The organism is Paenibacillus glycanilyticus NBRC 16618 (genome assembly GCF_004000805.1).
Taxonomy (GTDB): Bacteria; Bacillota; Bacilli; order Paenibacillales; family Paenibacillaceae; genus Pristimantibacillus; species Pristimantibacillus glycanilyticus.
On record NZ_BILY01000011.1, the window covers coordinates 55,991 to 72,332 of the forward strand.

Here is a 16,342-nt window from a genome sequence, read left to right on the forward strand (position 1 = left end):
TGGATAGAAAAAAGCGCCACTTCGTCATGGAAGCGGCGCTTTTTCGTCCTATTATTTTGTAAGCGTAATGCCATAGTTGTCAGCAAGCTGATCAAGCATCAGGTTAGCTGCCTTGATGCCGCCGGCCGTATTCCAGATCGCGTCGTCCACCCGGTAGGCATGGCCTGCTTTTACCGCGCTGAGACCTTTCCAGATCGGATCGTTTGTCCACTCCTGCTCTTGAGCGGAGCCCTTGCCGTCACCCGTATCGTAAGTGAAGTAGAAGATCCGGTCCGCATCCGCTTCCGGCAGGCGTTCCTTCGTTATTTCGTCGGCAAACGTTTCCTTCGAATTCAGCGTCATCTCGTTGCGTGCCAATCCGATCTGAGCCGCGATAACGCCAGAGAAGGTATCCGTATGATAGACGCGCGTTTTTCCGCCCATGAAACGGACGAACGACACGGTTTCCTTCAATTTGTCTCCCGCTTGCGCTTTGAAATCCTCAATTCGGGCGTCAAAGTCGGCAAGCAGCTTGTTGCCCTCTTCGGTTTTGCCAAGCGCTTCAGCGTACAGTTTAAAATTATCCTTCCATGCGCCGCGGAGCGTTTCGGCTTCCACCGTTGGCGCGATAGCCTTCAGCTGTTCATAAATTTCCTCATGTCTCATTTTGTTCGCGATAATAAGATCCGGCTGCAATCCGGCGATAAGCTCCAGATTCGGCTGGCCTTCTTCGCCTACCACTTCCACGCCTTCCATGTCCGCCGCGATATGGTTGTACCACGGGTTGCCCGTAAACGATTTGACGGCGCCAACCGGCTTTACGCCAAGCGCCAATACGGCTTCCGTTCCTTCATTCGTAAGAACCACAACCCGCTTCGGCGTACCTTTAATTTCGGTTTCGCCCATTGCATGCTTCACGATACGGGTCTCGTTCGAAGCGGCCTGCTCCGAATTCCCTGCTTGGTTATTGGATGTATCTGTACCTGCGTTATTGTTGGAATTCGATCCGCAGCCTGCTGCCAGAACAGCGATAATCATTGTACAAAGCATCAGCCAAATCATTTTTTTTCCGTTGAAACGGTTCTTCATGTAAATGAGTGCCCCCCGATGATAATATTTCTCACTTGGACAATATAAAAGAAAACCGCTGCATAGTCAACATAAATTTGATAACGATTCTCATATTCATTGACAGGGCAATAACTCCTCTATTAAAATTCACTAGGTACATAAATATAATAAGTTGCCATCCGAGATAAAGGAGTTCGCAAACAGCCATGAGACTAACAGGATTCATAATATCTCTCCTGCTCCTTGGAGCAGCGATTATATGCAGCATTGCATTCGGCATAACGGATATCCCGCTTGCAACGGTATTTGATGCCATCTTTCATTATCAGCCCTCTAACCAAGAGCATTTGATCATACAGACGGCAAGGGTTCCGCGGGCTCTAATCGCAGCTGCTGCCGGTGCCAGCCTGGCTGTCGCTGGCGCCCTGATGCAGGTCGTTACCCGCAACCCGATTGCTTCGCCAAGCGTATTCGGCGTCAATTCCGGAGCTTCCTTTATGGTTGTTGTGGCATCCGGCTGGCTTGGCATTAACGGCATGCAGCCCCTTACTCTTCTTGCTCTGCTCGGCGCGGCAATCAGCGGTGCAATCGTATTCGTCCTTGGCAGCATTGGGCGGGACGGTATGACGCCCGTCAAAATCACGTTGGCGGGTGCTTCAATCGCCGCATTCTTCGCGTCGCTCACCCAAGGCTTTATGCTCTCCAGCGGCAAAATGTTCGATCAGGTGCTGGTCTGGCTTGTCGGCTCGGTTGCCGGCCGCGACATGCATATGCTTGTCAGCGTGCTGCCTTACATGGCGGTTGGCCTAATCATTGCCATGGCACTTTCCCGTCATTTGAACGTCCTTGGCATGGGCGACGATATTGCCCAGACGTTGGGCCAGCGGACCGCTGTTGTCAAATGGCTCGCTTCCGCAGCGGTTATTCTGCTGGCGGGCGCATCGGTTGCCGTTGCCGGCCCGATTGCTTTCGTGGGTATCATTATTCCGCATATCGTCCGTTATTTCGTTGGCGCGGATTATCGCTGGGTTATCCCTTATTGCGCCGTTCTTGGCGGCGTGTTGCTGGTAGCAGCCGACATCGGCTCCCGCTACATCGCAATGCCGCGAGAGGTGCCGGTGGGCGTTATGACCGCCGTAATCGGAGTACCTTTCTTTGTCTATATCGCCAGGAAAGGAAGACAGACATCATGAGCAAATACAAGACGGTCCGGCTGAGCAGCCCCAAGCTGTCCTATCTTCTCGAACGCAGAGCATTATGGACAACGCTCTTTTTGCTCCTGCTATGCGCTGCGGGCGCCATTATAAGCACCGGAATCGGCAGCCAGTTCATCTCGCCCCTTGACGTGGTCAAATCGATCATCGGCAAAGGGAGCGCCATGCATGACGTTATCGTATTAAAACTTCGGCTGCCTCGCATCGTAATCGCCATGCTTGTTGGAGCGGCCCTGGCTTCGGCTGGCGCCGTGCTGCAGGGACTGATCCGCAATCCGCTGGCTTCGCCCGATGTTACCGGGATAACGGAAGGTGCGTCCCTCGGCACGGTCTTGTTTCTCTTTTTCCTTGGCGGCCATGTCTCCGTCCATTGGATGCCCGTAGCCGCGATTCTCGGCGCTTACGCGGTTACGTTTATTCTCTATATTCTGTCCTGGAAAAACGGCGCTTCGCCGCTCCGGATGGTTCTCATCGGAACCGGATTGTCGGCTGCGTTCAAGTCCATCTCTTACATGTTTATTATTTCCAGCCCTTATTTCCTGGCAAACCGGGCGATGACCTTTATGACGGGCAGCATCTACGGTTCCTCCTGGGCGAAGGATGTTTATACGCTGCTTCCATGGCTGATTGTCCTGCTTCCTGCCACGTGGCTCATGGCCCGTCATATTAATGTACAAGCGCTTGGCGATGAGGTTGCCGGCAGCGCAGGCGCTCACGTGCAGAAGCACCGGTTTATCCTGCTGCTTCTAAGCGTATCGCTGGCAGGGGCTGCCGTTGCGATTGGCGGCGCGATTGCCTTTATCGGACTGATGGCCCCGCATATGGCGCGGAAGCTTGTCGGCTCATCCTTTGGCGGTCTGCTGCCTGTCAGCGCTTTGATTGGCGCTATTTTATTACTTGTATCCGATCTGATTGCCCGAACTGTCTTCGCTCCGCTGGACATACCGGCCGGCGTCTTCACCGCGGCGATCGGCGCGCCGTTCTTCTTATTTATGTTATATCGCCACCGCAACCAATAACGAAGCTGGAGGAAGTCAACCATGAGCATGCTTGAAGCGAAAGGAATCTCCCTTTCTTACGGCGGAGCATCCATATTTGAACAATTAAACCTATCCATCCCCGATGGTAAAATAACAGTCCTGATCGGAAGCAACGGCTGCGGCAAATCCACGTTGCTGCGAGCCCTGTCCAAGCTGCTCAAGCCAACCAAGGGCGAAGTAACGCTTGGTGGCAAGGATCTGTCGTCCATACCGGCCAAGGCTGCCGCCAAGCAGCTTTCCCTGCTCCCGCAAGGCCCTGTTGCTCCGGAAGGACTTACCGTGCTGCAGCTTGTGAAGCAGGGCCGTTATCCTTACCAAACCTGGCTGCAGCAATGGTCAAAGGAAGACGAAGAAGCCGTGCAATCCGCCTTGCGCGCAACAGGCATTGAAGAGCTCGCGGAGCGTTCCGTCTCCTCCCTCTCGGGCGGGCAGCGGCAGCGCGCCTGGATCGCCATGACATTGGCGCAGCAGACAGGCATTATTCTGCTTGACGAGCCTACCACGTATTTGGACCTGACGCATCAGATTGAGGTGCTTGATCTGCTCCAGGAAATGAACGAGCGGGATGGCCGGACCATTGTTATGGTTCTGCATGACATTAACTTGGCCTGCCGGTACGCCGATCATATTGCAGCCGTGAAGAACGGTGCCATCTATTCGCAAGGGGCGCCTTCCGAAATTGTTGATGCTTCGATGATCGAGGAGGTGTTCCACCTGAAATGCGATGTCATTCGGGATCCGCTGTACGACACGCCGATGATTGTGCCCCATGGGCGGAAAAAAGCGAAGTAACGCCGAGGGGTAACATGACGAGGGATAGTGAATTGATCGCCATGGACAGGTATATCTCCTTCCAGCCGCTGTTGTTCTCCCTTTTCCTTATTCAAATGTTTATCGTTGAAAAGGGAGAACAAAGGCGGGCGCTCCGCTCTTCCACGAGATATACCTTTACCCCGGCGCCATTCACTTTTAAAAAAAGAATAAAGAAGGAAAAGGACCACTAATTAGGTCCTTTTTATTTTTCATAAAATAAGGGTTGATGTAGGTATGAATTTGATTAATAATGAAGATTGGACGTTTTTTACAAATACAAAATATGTATATTTATGCATACAATCTATTTTGAAAAGGATTATTACATATGAATTCTCGAAGGCAACTTCTTTTTTTAGTAACTTCCTTTACTATATTGAGTATTTTAACCTGCTCAAAACTCGTTCTGACTTATTACTCCACGGGGAACGCAACTCAAACGACTTTGGCGAAGCAGTATATAACCATTGCGCAAGATATGGCGGCCGGACTGGACAAAACGGCGTACGAACGTTTTCTTCAAACCAAGCAGCCGGATCCCTCCATCATTCAGTATCTCGAGGAGTACCGCTCCCGGATCCATGCTCTGTACGTTTATACGCTGCTCCTGGATGACACGGATGTCGCCAAGGTGATGTTGTCGGCGGTTCCAACCGAGTCCGAGCTGCTGCCAATCGGCTCTCCTTGCACGGTGCCGCCCAAACAGGTCAATCAGGCTAAAGACGGATTGGAGTATTATACCGGCATCATACAGGATAAGACGCATGGCGTCTATTTGTCCATAGGCGTGCCTATTGTCAGCGAGTCCGGGAAGCTGCTTGGCGTTATGGCCATCGATATTGATGCCAGCCAGCTGGAATCCATCAGCCAAGAGGTTATTAACAGCAACAAAGTCGTCTTCACCATCGACATTCTTTTTGCCGTCATTTTGCTGCTCGCCTTTTTTGTCCTTAGAAAATGGCACAAAACACGGCTCAAGCAGGATCTTTACGAATCCGAGCAAATGTATATTTCCGAGATGGGGAAAGTCATCGATTCCATCAAATCCAGCCGTCATGACCGAATGAACCATCTTCAGGTGCTTCACGGTCTACTGACGCTGAAGAAGTACGACAGGGCAACGGAATATTTGAAGCAGCTTGCAGCCGACTCCAGGGCTCTTGATCTGTCGATGAAAATCAATAATCCGGTTATTCTGATTTTGTTCCAGAGCAAATGGGAGCTGGCGCAATCCAAAGGCATAGAGATGCAGTTTGAGACCGGTACCGATGAATACAGCAAAATCGAATCGATGGATCTGGTCAAAATATTCTCGAACCTGCTCGACAACGCCATTGAAGCTACCGAGGTTTACGAGGGCAAGCTGTCGCGGCGTATTGTGGTGACCTCCCGCTCCAAGGGTGTCAAAACCGTCTATACGGTAGAAAATCCGGCCATATTGCATGCGAAGGATCAGAAGAATTTGTTCCACACCGACGGATATACGACCAAAGCGAATCCGAACGCCATGCGCGGCAACGGGCTGTCGATTATAGCAAAGACGGTTCATAAATATAACGGCGATATCCGCTTCCGCTACGAAAACGAAACCGTCAAAATTCAAATTACGCTCTAAGAAAAGAGGACCTTCCGCCGGAAGGTCCTCTTTGCGAATTATTTGCCTCGCTTCTCCGGGTACCTCTCGATAATGTCCCACGTACTGTATTGTCGTATCCGAATATAATTAATAACAACTGTCATTAAAGACACTACTCCGGTAAAAGTATATATCGCCGTGCTCTTATCGTTTTCAGCGGAAGCCCAAGACCCCAAACCGTAAATTAAACAAATAAGAGTTAAGATAGAGCCTGCTAGTATATAGGCGAATCTTCTGAATCTCGACCTTTTCATCTTAGTCATAAAATATTGGTAACAAGTTTCGCATATAACTGTTTTTCTTTTTCCAACCAGCTGTAAACATTCTGGGCAGTAGTCTTTCCCGCAAAAAGGGCAAGTTGTTGCATATTCCTTTTCATCATGCACAAAACAAGTTTTCAAGATGATATCCCCTTATTATAAAAAATCTCCGTTTCGTAATGACAGTATATCTTTGATCCTATTCGTTGTCTGTCGAATAATGTAAAATAACAGGAAAGGACCTTCCGCCGGAAGGTCCTTTCCTGTTATTTTTTCCGCTGCCGGAGCTCCTGGTTCTGGCGAATTTTCCCTTCCATCCCCTGCTCGGTCGCTTTGTAGATCGTTACGCCCTTTAAGTTGTCCGGCAAATATTGCTGATTCACGTAATGGCCGGGGTAATCATGCGGATACTTGTAGCCCTCGTGGCCAAGCTGCTGGGCGCCTTTGTAATGCGTATCCCGCAGATGAAGCGGCACTTCCGCTTGTCCCGCCCCCTCGATAACGGACATCGCTTTGCCGATCGCAACCGCTGCCGCATTCGACTTCGGACTCTCGACGGCAAACAATATGGCCTGAGCAATATTGTACTTCGCCTCCGGCCAGCCGATCTTATGGTACGCATCCATGGCCGTTACCGCCTGCACCATCGCCTGCGGATTGGCAAGACCGATATCTTCGCTGCAAGCCACGATAAGCCGCCGGAGGAAGGTCATCGGATCCATGCCAAGCTTCTCGACCGCATAGAGAAACCAGAACAAAGCGGCATCGCTCGAGCCCCGGATACTCTTATGGAACGCCGACAGAACATCATACTGCGTAGACGTATCCGCCCGGACGGTTGGCTTCCGGATCGATTCCTGCGCAACCTCCATCGTAATCCGGACCGAACCGTCCGGCTCCGAAGGGGTTGTGACCGCTGCGAGCTCCAGCGCATTCAGCGCGCGGCGGATATCGCCGCCCGCCATCTCCGCGATGTGCTGAAGCGCCTCTTCCTCGGCGTGAAGCGTCATAAAGCCAAGTCCGCGGTCCCTGTCCGTCAAAGCCCGCTTCATGGCCTCCAGCGCATGCTTCTCATTAAGCGGCTCCAGCTGGAACAGCGTTGAGCGGGACAAGAGCGCCCCGTTCACATGATGGAACGGATTCTCCGTCGTTGCCCCGATAAATATAATGATCCCCTGCTCAACGGCCGGCAGCAGCGCGTCCTGCCTGGACGTGTTAAACCGGTGAACCTCGTCGAGGAACAAAATCGTTTTTTTGCCGTACATCAGCTTGTTTGTCTTCGCCGTGTCAATGACTTCCCTGACGTCCTTCACCGACGCGTCTACCGCGTTTAGCTTGACGAACTCCCCTGCCGTACGTTTCGAAATAATATTCGCGAGCGTCGTTTTGCCGCAGCCCGGAGGGCCGTACAGCAGGATCGACGATACCTGGTCGCCTTCTATCGCCCTGCGCAGCAGCTTGCCCGCTCCAATGATATGCTCTTGCCCGATATAGTCATCCAGCGTCTCCGGCCGCATTCGGTCGGCAAGCAGTCTTGCCCGCGGCGTCTCCGCCTCCTGATAGGAGAATAAATCCATTATGAAGTCACAACCTTTTTACCTGCATAAATGCGTTACTATGATGATAGCATACTCGCACATACGTTCGCCACCATTCGGAAATGGGACTGTTGCCATATTTTTTTGTTAAAACCTAGTTAATTTGTAGGTATTACTATAATATTTCACTACTAAAGAGCCGATATAAATTGCAGGAATATATTTCCTTTGTCATGCCGCGCAAAGCGGATGGCAAGCCACGAGAGGGAACTTAAAGAGATAAAAAACATTAGACAGAGAGAGAGGATAAGGAGAGTTGTGTTTTGTTCAAATCTGTGAAGAGCGAATGGGAATTAGCGGTGTTCAACAGCATTTGGGTCTCTGTATGGGAGGAAAAGGGCTATGAGCTCGAGCATGCGGCACAGGTCGTCGAACGGTACCTGGCTGTAGCCGAGGACGGACAATGCGTAGGAACGTCCGAAATTAAACCTTACCTGCCCGGCCTTAACGAGATCGATACGGTCGCTCCTTTCCAACAGCATTTCAAAATCACCGAAGATCCCACCCGCGTAGCGGAAATCGATAAAATCGCAGTCTTACAGCATTATAGAGGACAACAGCCGATCTCGGATTTATTATCATCCGCCGTATATTGTGCCGAGAAGTACAATTTCCGCTACTTTATATCGCTGCTGGAGCCCGTATTCTACCGTGCTCTACGAATTACTTTCCGCGTTCCGATGGAAAAGGTTGGCGGCAAAACGTTCTATAAGGGAGATGACGTCATTCCCGTCATTTTCGACATGGAGTCCATCTACCGCAATAAAGAACAATACAACTGGCTGGTCTATCCGGCCGCCTCGCCTGCCAGATCTGCCAGCAGAGCTATGTAAGCCTTATAAAACCACTGTGTAAAGGTAGAGATCACGACTATGACCAAAGATCAGCTTATACTCGACAAACGGAATCGTTTATTTGTAAAAATTTTATGGGGACTGCTTGCTCTAGGCCTTCTTGCCGATCTAGGAGCAGGTCTCGGGACGGATATGATTGTTCTGCTGGCTGTCGTTGGCCTTATCAGCTGCGGGCTGGCAACCTTTATGACTTACAAACGGATTATGGTCCAGTACATCATGTACGTCGTTCCGGTCATTCTAACCGCCTTAACGGTGCTGCTGATCGTATCCGATCCGCATCCGATTATAAGTACATATTTCCTCGTCTACGTTAATATTGCCGTCATGACGCTTTACGCGGATTATAAGCCTATCATCTTCACCGGTGTTCTCGGCATGGGCGTCAGCACGTACATTTTCCTGGATTCCGATTTGCAGCAGCAGTTATTCCCGAATGATTCTCTGCTCTACCTGTTCTTATATCTGATCTTTGCGACGGTCGCGCTCTCCTTCTCCGCGAAATTCAGCCAACGTCTGCAGTCCGATGTTACGAGCGAGCGGCGCGAAGCGCTGGAAGCGAAGGAACTGACCGAGAAGGTCGTCGAGAAGCTGAAATCGATGATTCTTATTCTTGGCGAATTCAGCAACGAGCAGAAAGGCACGGTCGAATCGACCGGCCAGATCTCGCGCGAGGTCACCACTACCTTTGCGGAAATGTCCGCTTCCATTGAGAAGCAGACAAGCATGGTGCTTAGCGTCAGCGATTCCGCCCACACGATTGAGAGCGCCGTCTCCCAGCTTCGCGAAGGCTCAACGCAGCTGCAGCAGTATTCCGCGGATACGGCCGTGCTTACCGTGGAAGGCAATGAGCTGATCCAGACCTTAACAACGGATGTGAACAGCGTCAAGGCGATTATCGCACAGACCGTATCCTTAATGGAGCAGTTGATTGAGCAGAACGAGCAGGTTAGCTCGATCGTTGGCTCGATCCGGGAGATTTCCGAGCAGACGAATCTTCTGTCCCTGAATGCGGCGATCGAAGCTGCCCGTGCCGGCGAGCATGGCCGAGGTTTCGCTGTTGTTGCCGGTGAGGTTCGCAAGCTCGCTGATAACGCGAATATTGCAGCCGGCGAAATTACGAACATTCTGAGTACCATCCATACGTCGGTTACAGCCGTAAGCGAGCAGGTGCATCTCGGTCAGCAGGCTGTGGATACCAGCTACGAAGCATCGCAAAAGGTAGAAGGCATTATCAGGAGGATTAACAGCAATACCGAGCAGGTCAAGCAGCAGTCCGATACCGTTGGCGAATCCTCCAAACAGCTGTATGACCGTTACTCCTCCATCGCAGACGAGATGACGGGCATGGCGGCCATAACCGAGCAGAATATGGCTTCCGTTGAAGAGGTTTGCGCGAGCATGGAAACGCAGGATGTGAAGATCGGCCATCTCGTGGAAGGTTACGCGCAGCTGGATGTCTTGATCTCCGAGCTTAAGCAGTTGGTTGAGCCAACAACTAAATAACGTAAAAGACAAAAACCGCAAGCGGATTCCGCTTGCGGTTTTGTTCTTATTAACAGCCCCGTCCATTTATGACTTCTCATAGTAAATCGACAAAAAAATACAAAGCTTGATATAATGATTCAACATACATAGTTGCAGGTGGGCGGAAAACTGATATGAGTTTATTTAAGCTGGATTTCTTGAAGAAAAATAAGAGACAAGAGGATATCCCGATTCTTTCCGAATGGTTTAATACTTCCTTGTTTGACCATCGGTCAGACATCTTCCTGCTGTTCGATCATAACGGACGTCTGACCGAAGCGAACCAGGCCTTTACGAATACATTAGGATACACCCCGGAAGAATTCAAGCATATGACCTACGGTTCCCTTTTACCGGGCAATCAGCGTCAAAGGGCAAAGGAGCATTTCGAAAGGCTGCTGCAGGGCGAAATTCAAATTTTCGAAATCCGCGTTCTTCATAAAACAGGCCCCTTCATCGATCTGACGGTTACCGCTTTCCCAAGAAAGATAAACGATGAGATCGACGGATTCTACGCCATTGCAAAGGATCTGTCGGATATCAAATTAATGGAGCAGCGTTACATTTCCCTGTTAAAAAATATGTTCAGCGCTGCCTTTATCATCGATTTGCAAGGCAACATCCTTGACGTGAACGATGCGGCCGTTAAATTAACCGGCTACGGCAAAGAGGAGCATATCCACTTTAGCCAATTCATTAAGCCTGAGGACCTTGAGCAAGCGACGGCTTATAATCAGAGGGCTCTTGATGGCGAGACTCTGTCTTTTCAGATCGCCATTCTCCATAAACACGGACATAGCGTTGATGTCATGACGACCCTCTCCCCTATTTTTATGCATGAGCAAATTACGGGCATCATTGGAATAAGCAACGATATCTCGGACGAGACCAGAAACAAGCAATTATTTCAGATTAACAAGCAGCGCTACGAATCCCTTTTTGAACAGAACCCCGATGCGATCTCTTATTTTGATTTGAACGGCAACTTTATGGATTGCAACTCCGCACTCGAAAAAATATTAGGCTACTCCAAAGAGGAATTATTGTATTCCAATTATAGTCGCTTGATTGCCGAGAATGAACGGGATAAAGCCCGCATTTATTTCGATCAGGCGCTGCAGGGTACGGTCCAGAGCTATGAACTGGTATGCCGGCATAAGCAAGGCCATCTGGTCTACATGAAAATGACGAAGCTTCCCATCACGATTGACAACCGTATTGTGGGAATTTACTCCATCGCCAAAGATGTCACAACGAAAAAACAAGCCGAGAATGCCCTTATCGAAGCCGAATCCAAATACCGCAGCCTGGTGGAAAAATCGATTGTTGGCGTCTATATCATTCAAAAAAATATCATCTTGTATGCCAATCCCCATCTGGTAGACATGCTTGGATATAAAGAAGCGATTATTGGAATGAGCATTTGGGACATTGTGTATCCGGACGACTACTCGTTTGTAAAACGAAACATTCAAATCCTGTATAACGAATCCGATGCCATACGTCATCCTCTGCGCGTGTTAACGGCGGAAGGGAAAATCCTTGAAGTAGAGATGTATTCCAACCGGATCATGTATCAAGGCGCCCCCGCCGTCATAGGTACCATCCTTGATGTGACGGAGCGGAAACGAGCCGAGGAATTGAATGCTTTTCTCGCCTATCACGACGCCTTAACCGAGCTTCCCAACCGGAGAAAGTTCGAAGAGATGCTGGAGCATGCCTTGGAGACAGCCAAGATAACCCGCCGTCATTTCGCGGTCATGTATCTCGACATGGACCGATTCAAATATATCAATGACTCATTAGGACATGCCGTTGGAGACCAGCTGTTGATTGCCTTCGCCAAACGCCTGCTGGAGCAGATCAGGGAGAACGACTTTGTCGCTAGAATGGGCGGGGATGAATTTACCGTCATTCTCCCGCACATCAAGGATAATAACAGTGCGATCGAAGTCGCCAGGCGTATTATAGAGAGAATTCGAGAACCCTTTATTATCGGGGATTACGAGCTGTATATTACAACGAGCGTAGGAATCAGCATCTATCCTAACGACGGGGAAGATTGTTCCACTCTGATGAAAAACGCCGACTCCGCTCTTTACCGGGCTAAAGACCTTGGTAAAAACGGCTATCAGATTTTCACCTCTTCGATGAACGTGCAAACCTACAAAATCTTTACGCTGGAGAAGGACCTCCGCAAGGCTATTCAGCGTGAGGAGCTGGAGATGTATTATCAGCCGAAGGTGAATATCCATACGGGCGAAATCGTTGGCGCCGAGGCGTTAATCAGGTGGAATCATCCTGAGTGGGGACTGATAGCTCCGAATGAGTTTATACCGATATCGGAAGAAACCGGATTAATCGTATCGCTTGGCAACTGGGTTAAGCGGACGGTATGCCGTCAAAACAAAGAGTGGCAGCTTGCGGGTCTAAAACCTATTCCGATCTCGATTAACGTAACGGCCAAACGGTTCCTATCCAAAGATATTATGGACTCCATCCAGCAGATTTTAGCCGAGACCGAACTGGAACCCCGGTACTTGGAGATTGAAATTACCGAATCCTCTCTGCTCGAAAATGCGGAAACGGTCATGCATACTCTTGATGCGCTGAACAAGCTTGGCGTTACTATCTCGCTTGACGACTTTGGAACGGGCTACTCTTCCTTATCCTATCTGAAAAGATTCAAGCATACGATCGGCATTCTGAAGATTGACCGGTCGTTTATTCATGACCTGCATCAAGGCAGCGACGATAATGCTATTATCAGCACGATTATTCAACTCGCCCAGCATATGAACATGTCGGTTGTGGCGGAAGGAGTAGAGACTGAGGAGCAGCTTCATATTCTCAAGCTTCTGAAATGCGATTTGGTGCAAGGCTACCTGTTCAGCAGACCCGTGCAAGCCGAAGCGTTTGCCGAATTGCTGAAGCGCGGGATGCTGACTCCCCTTATTAAAGGTGCTGATGCTCCATTCGAGAACAGACGGGCCTATTTCCGGGTTCATCTTCCTCACCCTATCAGCGCTTTAATGACCGTCAAAGAGATCAACGGAAGAAGCATTGACCTTGGCAAAACGGAAATCGTCATCGAAAATATAGGAGCCGGAGGCTTGCGATTTTTGTCCTCCATCCAGCTTGCCGTCCATTCCGGAATTCTGTTAGAGATCGAAGCCCAGCTTCTCTACAAAAGCTTCAAGCTATACGGCAAGGTTGTCTGGCTACAGGAACTGGAACCCGGCATTTATCAATACGGCTTGGAATTCCACATCGATGACCATGAACGAACGCCGTTAACCCGTGTCCTCAACGCCTTATCCGTGCAAATCATGAAGAACCCGATTGTTCCCGGCTGCAGGTTCATAAAAGAAGACAGCATTCAATATCTCCGTGCCTTCTCCGACCATCGCTCCTCCCTCTAATCCCAAAAAGAACCGCAAGCGAATCCCCGCTTGCGGTTCTTTCCGCCCCCTCCCCATGCAGGATCTTTTGGCACTGTCTTTTTCTTTTGATGCTGTGGGATTGGAAGAAAAGTATCGTCTGGAGGAGCGCAGCGCTTGCCTTTGCTTGTGCTTTGCCACCTCTGAATATTGTTCATGCAAAGCACAAGCAACAGCAACCGGAAGAGGATACTTTTCTGTAAATCCCACCCCAGCATCAACAAAAAAGAAAGGCCGCCCCAAAGGACAGCCTTCCTTCTATACTTCAATACCATGCTTCGCCAACAGATCCTGCACCACTACGCTTACCATGATAAGCCCGGCAACCGGAGGCACAAACGCGTTGCTCGCGGGCGGCTGCTTCGCTTTGCGGATCTCCGGAGCATTCTCCGGCACGATGCGCTGCGTCACGTCCTCGCGAGGCTTCTTGGGCAGCTCATCGGAGAAGACTACCTTCACGCCTTTCTTAATGCCGTCCTTGCGCAGCTTCGTGCGTACCACGCGCGCGATAGGATCCGTATGCGTCTTCGAGATGTCCGCAACGGTAAATCTCGTCGGATCCATCTTGTTCGCGGCACCCATGCTGGAGATGATCGGAATTTTCCGCTCCAGGCATTCCTTGATCAGATGGACTTTATACGAGATCGTGTCCGAAGCGTCCACGACATAATCAAGTTCATAAGCAAACAGCTGCTCATACGTCTCTTCCGTATAGAACATCCGCAGCGAGATGACATCGCATTCCGGATTAATCAGCTTAATCCGGTCGCGCATCAGATCAGCCTTCGGTTGTCCAACCGTTGTGGTGAGCGCATGAATCTGGCGGTTCACGTTTGTAATATCCACAACATCCTTATCGATAAGGATGATCCGGCCCACGCCGGTCCGGGCAAGAGCCTCGGCCGCGATGGAGCCTACGCCGCCGATGCCAAGCACGGCGACGGTACTCCCTCTCATCACGTCGAGGCCTTCCGGACCGATCGCAAGCTCGGTGCGAGAAAATTGATGCAGCATAATTCGTTGCCGCCCCCTAAAAAGAATTGTCACCTAAACAGCCTTATGGCTGTTCGTGATGATTCTTACATCGAAAGCATAAGCTTAAGCTTGCTTGTTGCCTGCAGCAGCCGCTTCCGGCTTAGGCTTCAGAACAGTGCGGATATGGAGCTGCTCAAGCTGCGACAGCTCGACCGGAGACGGTGCGTCGCAGAGCAGGTCGGTTGCGCTTGCCGTTTTCGGGAATGCGATGGTCTCGCGCAGGTTCGTGCGGCCTGTCAGCAGCATGACGAGACGGTCGAAACCGAATGCGATACCGCCGTGCGGAGGCGTACCGTAATCGAATGCGTCAAGCAGGAAGCCAAACTTCTCATGCGCTTCTTCCATGTTGAAGCCAAGCGCGCCGAACATTTTCTCCTGAATATCGCGTTTGTAGATACGCATCGAGCCGCCGCCAACTTCGTAGCCGTTCAGAACGATATCGTAGGCTTGCGCGCGGATTTGTCCCGGATCCGTCTCGAACAGGTGCAGGTCTTCTTCCTTCGGACGCGTGAACGGGTGGTGAACCGCTACGAAACGTTTTGCTTCTTCGTCCCACTCGAGCATAGGGAAGTCAACAACCCATACGAACTTGAACTTGGAGTCGTCGATCAGACCCAGCTCACGGCCGACTTTCAGACGCAGGTTGCCCAGAACGTCGGCAACGACTTTCGCTTTGTCGGCGGAGAATGTCAGGAGGTCGCCCTCTTCAACGTTCAGACGCTCAGTCAAAGCTGCGATTTCTTCAGGCTTCAAGAATTTAACGATTGGACCTTTCCACTCGCCGTCTTTAATCGTGATCCATGCCAGGCCTTTACCGCCGTAACGGGCAGCGAACGGCTGCAGATCGTCAAGCTCTTTGCGGCTCCAGTGGCCGCAGCCTTTTGCGTTGAACGCCTTCACGACGCCGCCGCTTGCCGCAACGCTTGCAAATACTTTAACGTCGCTGGTCGCAACGATATCGGTAATATCTTCGATTTCCATGCCGAAACGAAGGTCAGGCTTGTCGGAGCCGTATTTGTTCATTGCATCCGCGTAAGTAATGCGTTGGATCGGAAGCTCAACCTCTACGCAAATCGTTTCGCGGAACAGGCGCGCAATCAGCTGCTCCATCATGCCGAGCAATTGATCTTGCGTCAGGAACGAAGTCTCGATGTCGACTTGCGTGAATTCCGGTTGACGGTCAGCGCGAAGGTCTTCATCACGGAAGCAGCGAGCGATTTGGTAATAACGCTCAATACCGCCGACCATCAGCAATTGCTTGAAGATTTGCGGCGATTGCGGCAACGCGAAGAATTCGCCTTCGTGAACGCGGCTTGGTACCAGGTAATCGCGAGCGCCTTCCGGCGTGCTTTTTGTCAGGATTGGCGTTTCAACGTCGATAAAGCCTTCACCGTCAAGGAAGTCGCGGAATACTTTTGCCGCTTTCGAACGCAGCAAGAGCGTTTTGTGCATTTCCGGACGGCGCAGGTCGAGGTAACGGTATTTCAGGCGAAGCGATTCGTCTACTTCAACGCCGTCTTCGATAGGGAATGGAGGCGTCTTCGCAGCATTGATCACTTCAATCTCCGTCACGCGGATCTCGATTTCGCCTGTTGCCAGGTTTTTGTTAACCGTCTCCGCATCGCGTTCCACAACCGTACCTTTAACAGCCAGTACGAATTCGTTACGCGCACGGTCGGCGATTGCCAAAGCTTCGCCGGAGAAATCAGGGTTAAATACGGTTTGCACAATACCTGTACGGTCGCGCAGGTCGATGAACAAGACACCGCCAAGGTCACGGCGGCGTTGTACCCAGCCGTTTAGTGTTACTTCTTCGCCAATGTTGGCTTTTGTTAAAGTGCCGCACTGATGAGTTTTCAGCATCATAATGGATGT

At 50.7% G+C, this 16,342-nt stretch carries 11 protein-coding genes; 7 read left to right on the top strand and 4 right to left on the bottom strand.

The features are described 5' to 3' along the window. Nucleotides 1-51: 51 nt before the first annotated feature. Nucleotides 52-1,068, bottom strand: a complete 1,017-nt coding sequence (locus tag PGL01S_RS11095; protein WP_127494489.1) for an ABC transporter substrate-binding protein — start codon at nucleotides 1,066-1,068, stop codon at nucleotides 52-54. Nucleotides 1,069-1,256: 188 nt separating this feature from the next. On the opposite strand from PGL01S_RS11095, the gene PGL01S_RS11100 reads away from it, so the two are divergent. From PGL01S_RS11100 to PGL01S_RS11115, 4 genes are all read left to right on the top strand, one after another. After that, a complete protein-coding gene (locus PGL01S_RS11100) occupies nucleotides 1,257-2,243 on the top strand; it encodes a FecCD family ABC transporter permease (protein ID WP_127494491.1) in 987 nt (328 codons plus the stop codon). Continuing rightward, nucleotides 2,240-3,283, top strand: coding sequence for a FecCD family ABC transporter permease (locus PGL01S_RS11105; RefSeq protein WP_127494493.1), 1,044 nt, complete (start codon nucleotides 2,240-2,242; stop codon nucleotides 3,281-3,283). The genes PGL01S_RS11100 and PGL01S_RS11105 overlap by 4 nt, the downstream gene beginning before the upstream one ends. 21 nt (nucleotides 3,284-3,304) lie before the next feature. After that, nucleotides 3,305-4,096 carry an ABC transporter ATP-binding protein gene (locus PGL01S_RS11110; protein ID WP_127494495.1) on the top strand — a complete coding sequence of 264 codons (792 nt, stop codon included), beginning with the start codon at nucleotides 3,305-3,307 and terminating at the stop codon, nucleotides 4,094-4,096. A gap of 349 nt (nucleotides 4,097-4,445) precedes the next feature. Beyond that, nucleotides 4,446-5,732, top strand: a complete 1,287-nt coding sequence (locus PGL01S_RS11115; RefSeq protein WP_127494498.1) for a GHKL domain-containing protein — start codon at nucleotides 4,446-4,448, stop codon at nucleotides 5,730-5,732. Between the two features lie 547 nt (nucleotides 5,733-6,279). Here PGL01S_RS11115 and PGL01S_RS11120 read toward each other — a convergent pair. Beyond that, nucleotides 6,280-7,590 (bottom strand): replication-associated recombination protein A, encoded by a 1,311-nt coding sequence (locus tag PGL01S_RS11120; RefSeq protein WP_127494500.1) that lies wholly within the window; start codon nucleotides 7,588-7,590, stop codon nucleotides 6,280-6,282. Between the two features lie 284 nt (nucleotides 7,591-7,874). Between PGL01S_RS11120 and PGL01S_RS11125 the strand changes: the two genes are divergently transcribed. The 3 genes from PGL01S_RS11125 (at nucleotide 7,875) to PGL01S_RS11135 (ending at nucleotide 13,414) form a co-directional block, all read left to right on the top strand. Further along, entirely contained in the window at nucleotides 7,875-8,444 is a 570-nt protein-coding gene (locus PGL01S_RS11125) for a GNAT family N-acetyltransferase (protein ID WP_127494502.1), read from the top strand. Between the two features lie 39 nt (nucleotides 8,445-8,483). Next, nucleotides 8,484-9,971, top strand: coding sequence for a methyl-accepting chemotaxis protein (locus PGL01S_RS11130; RefSeq protein WP_127494504.1), 1,488 nt, complete (start codon nucleotides 8,484-8,486; stop codon nucleotides 9,969-9,971). Between the two features lie 155 nt (nucleotides 9,972-10,126). Next, a complete protein-coding gene (locus PGL01S_RS11135) occupies nucleotides 10,127-13,414 on the top strand; it encodes a PAS domain S-box protein (protein ID WP_127494506.1) in 3,288 nt (1,095 codons plus the stop codon). A 276-nt stretch (nucleotides 13,415-13,690) separates the two neighbouring features. Here the strand turns inward: PGL01S_RS11135 and PGL01S_RS11140 are convergent, their stop codons facing one another. Then, entirely contained in the window at nucleotides 13,691-14,446 is a 756-nt protein-coding gene (locus tag PGL01S_RS11140) for a tRNA threonylcarbamoyladenosine dehydratase (RefSeq protein WP_127494508.1), read from the bottom strand. 84 nt (nucleotides 14,447-14,530) lie between these two features. Continuing rightward, complete coding sequence (gene aspS / locus PGL01S_RS11145) at nucleotides 14,531-16,333, bottom strand: aspartate--tRNA ligase (protein ID WP_127494510.1); 1,803 nt, start codon at nucleotides 16,331-16,333, stop codon at nucleotides 14,531-14,533. Nucleotides 16,334-16,342: the final 9 nt, after the last annotated feature.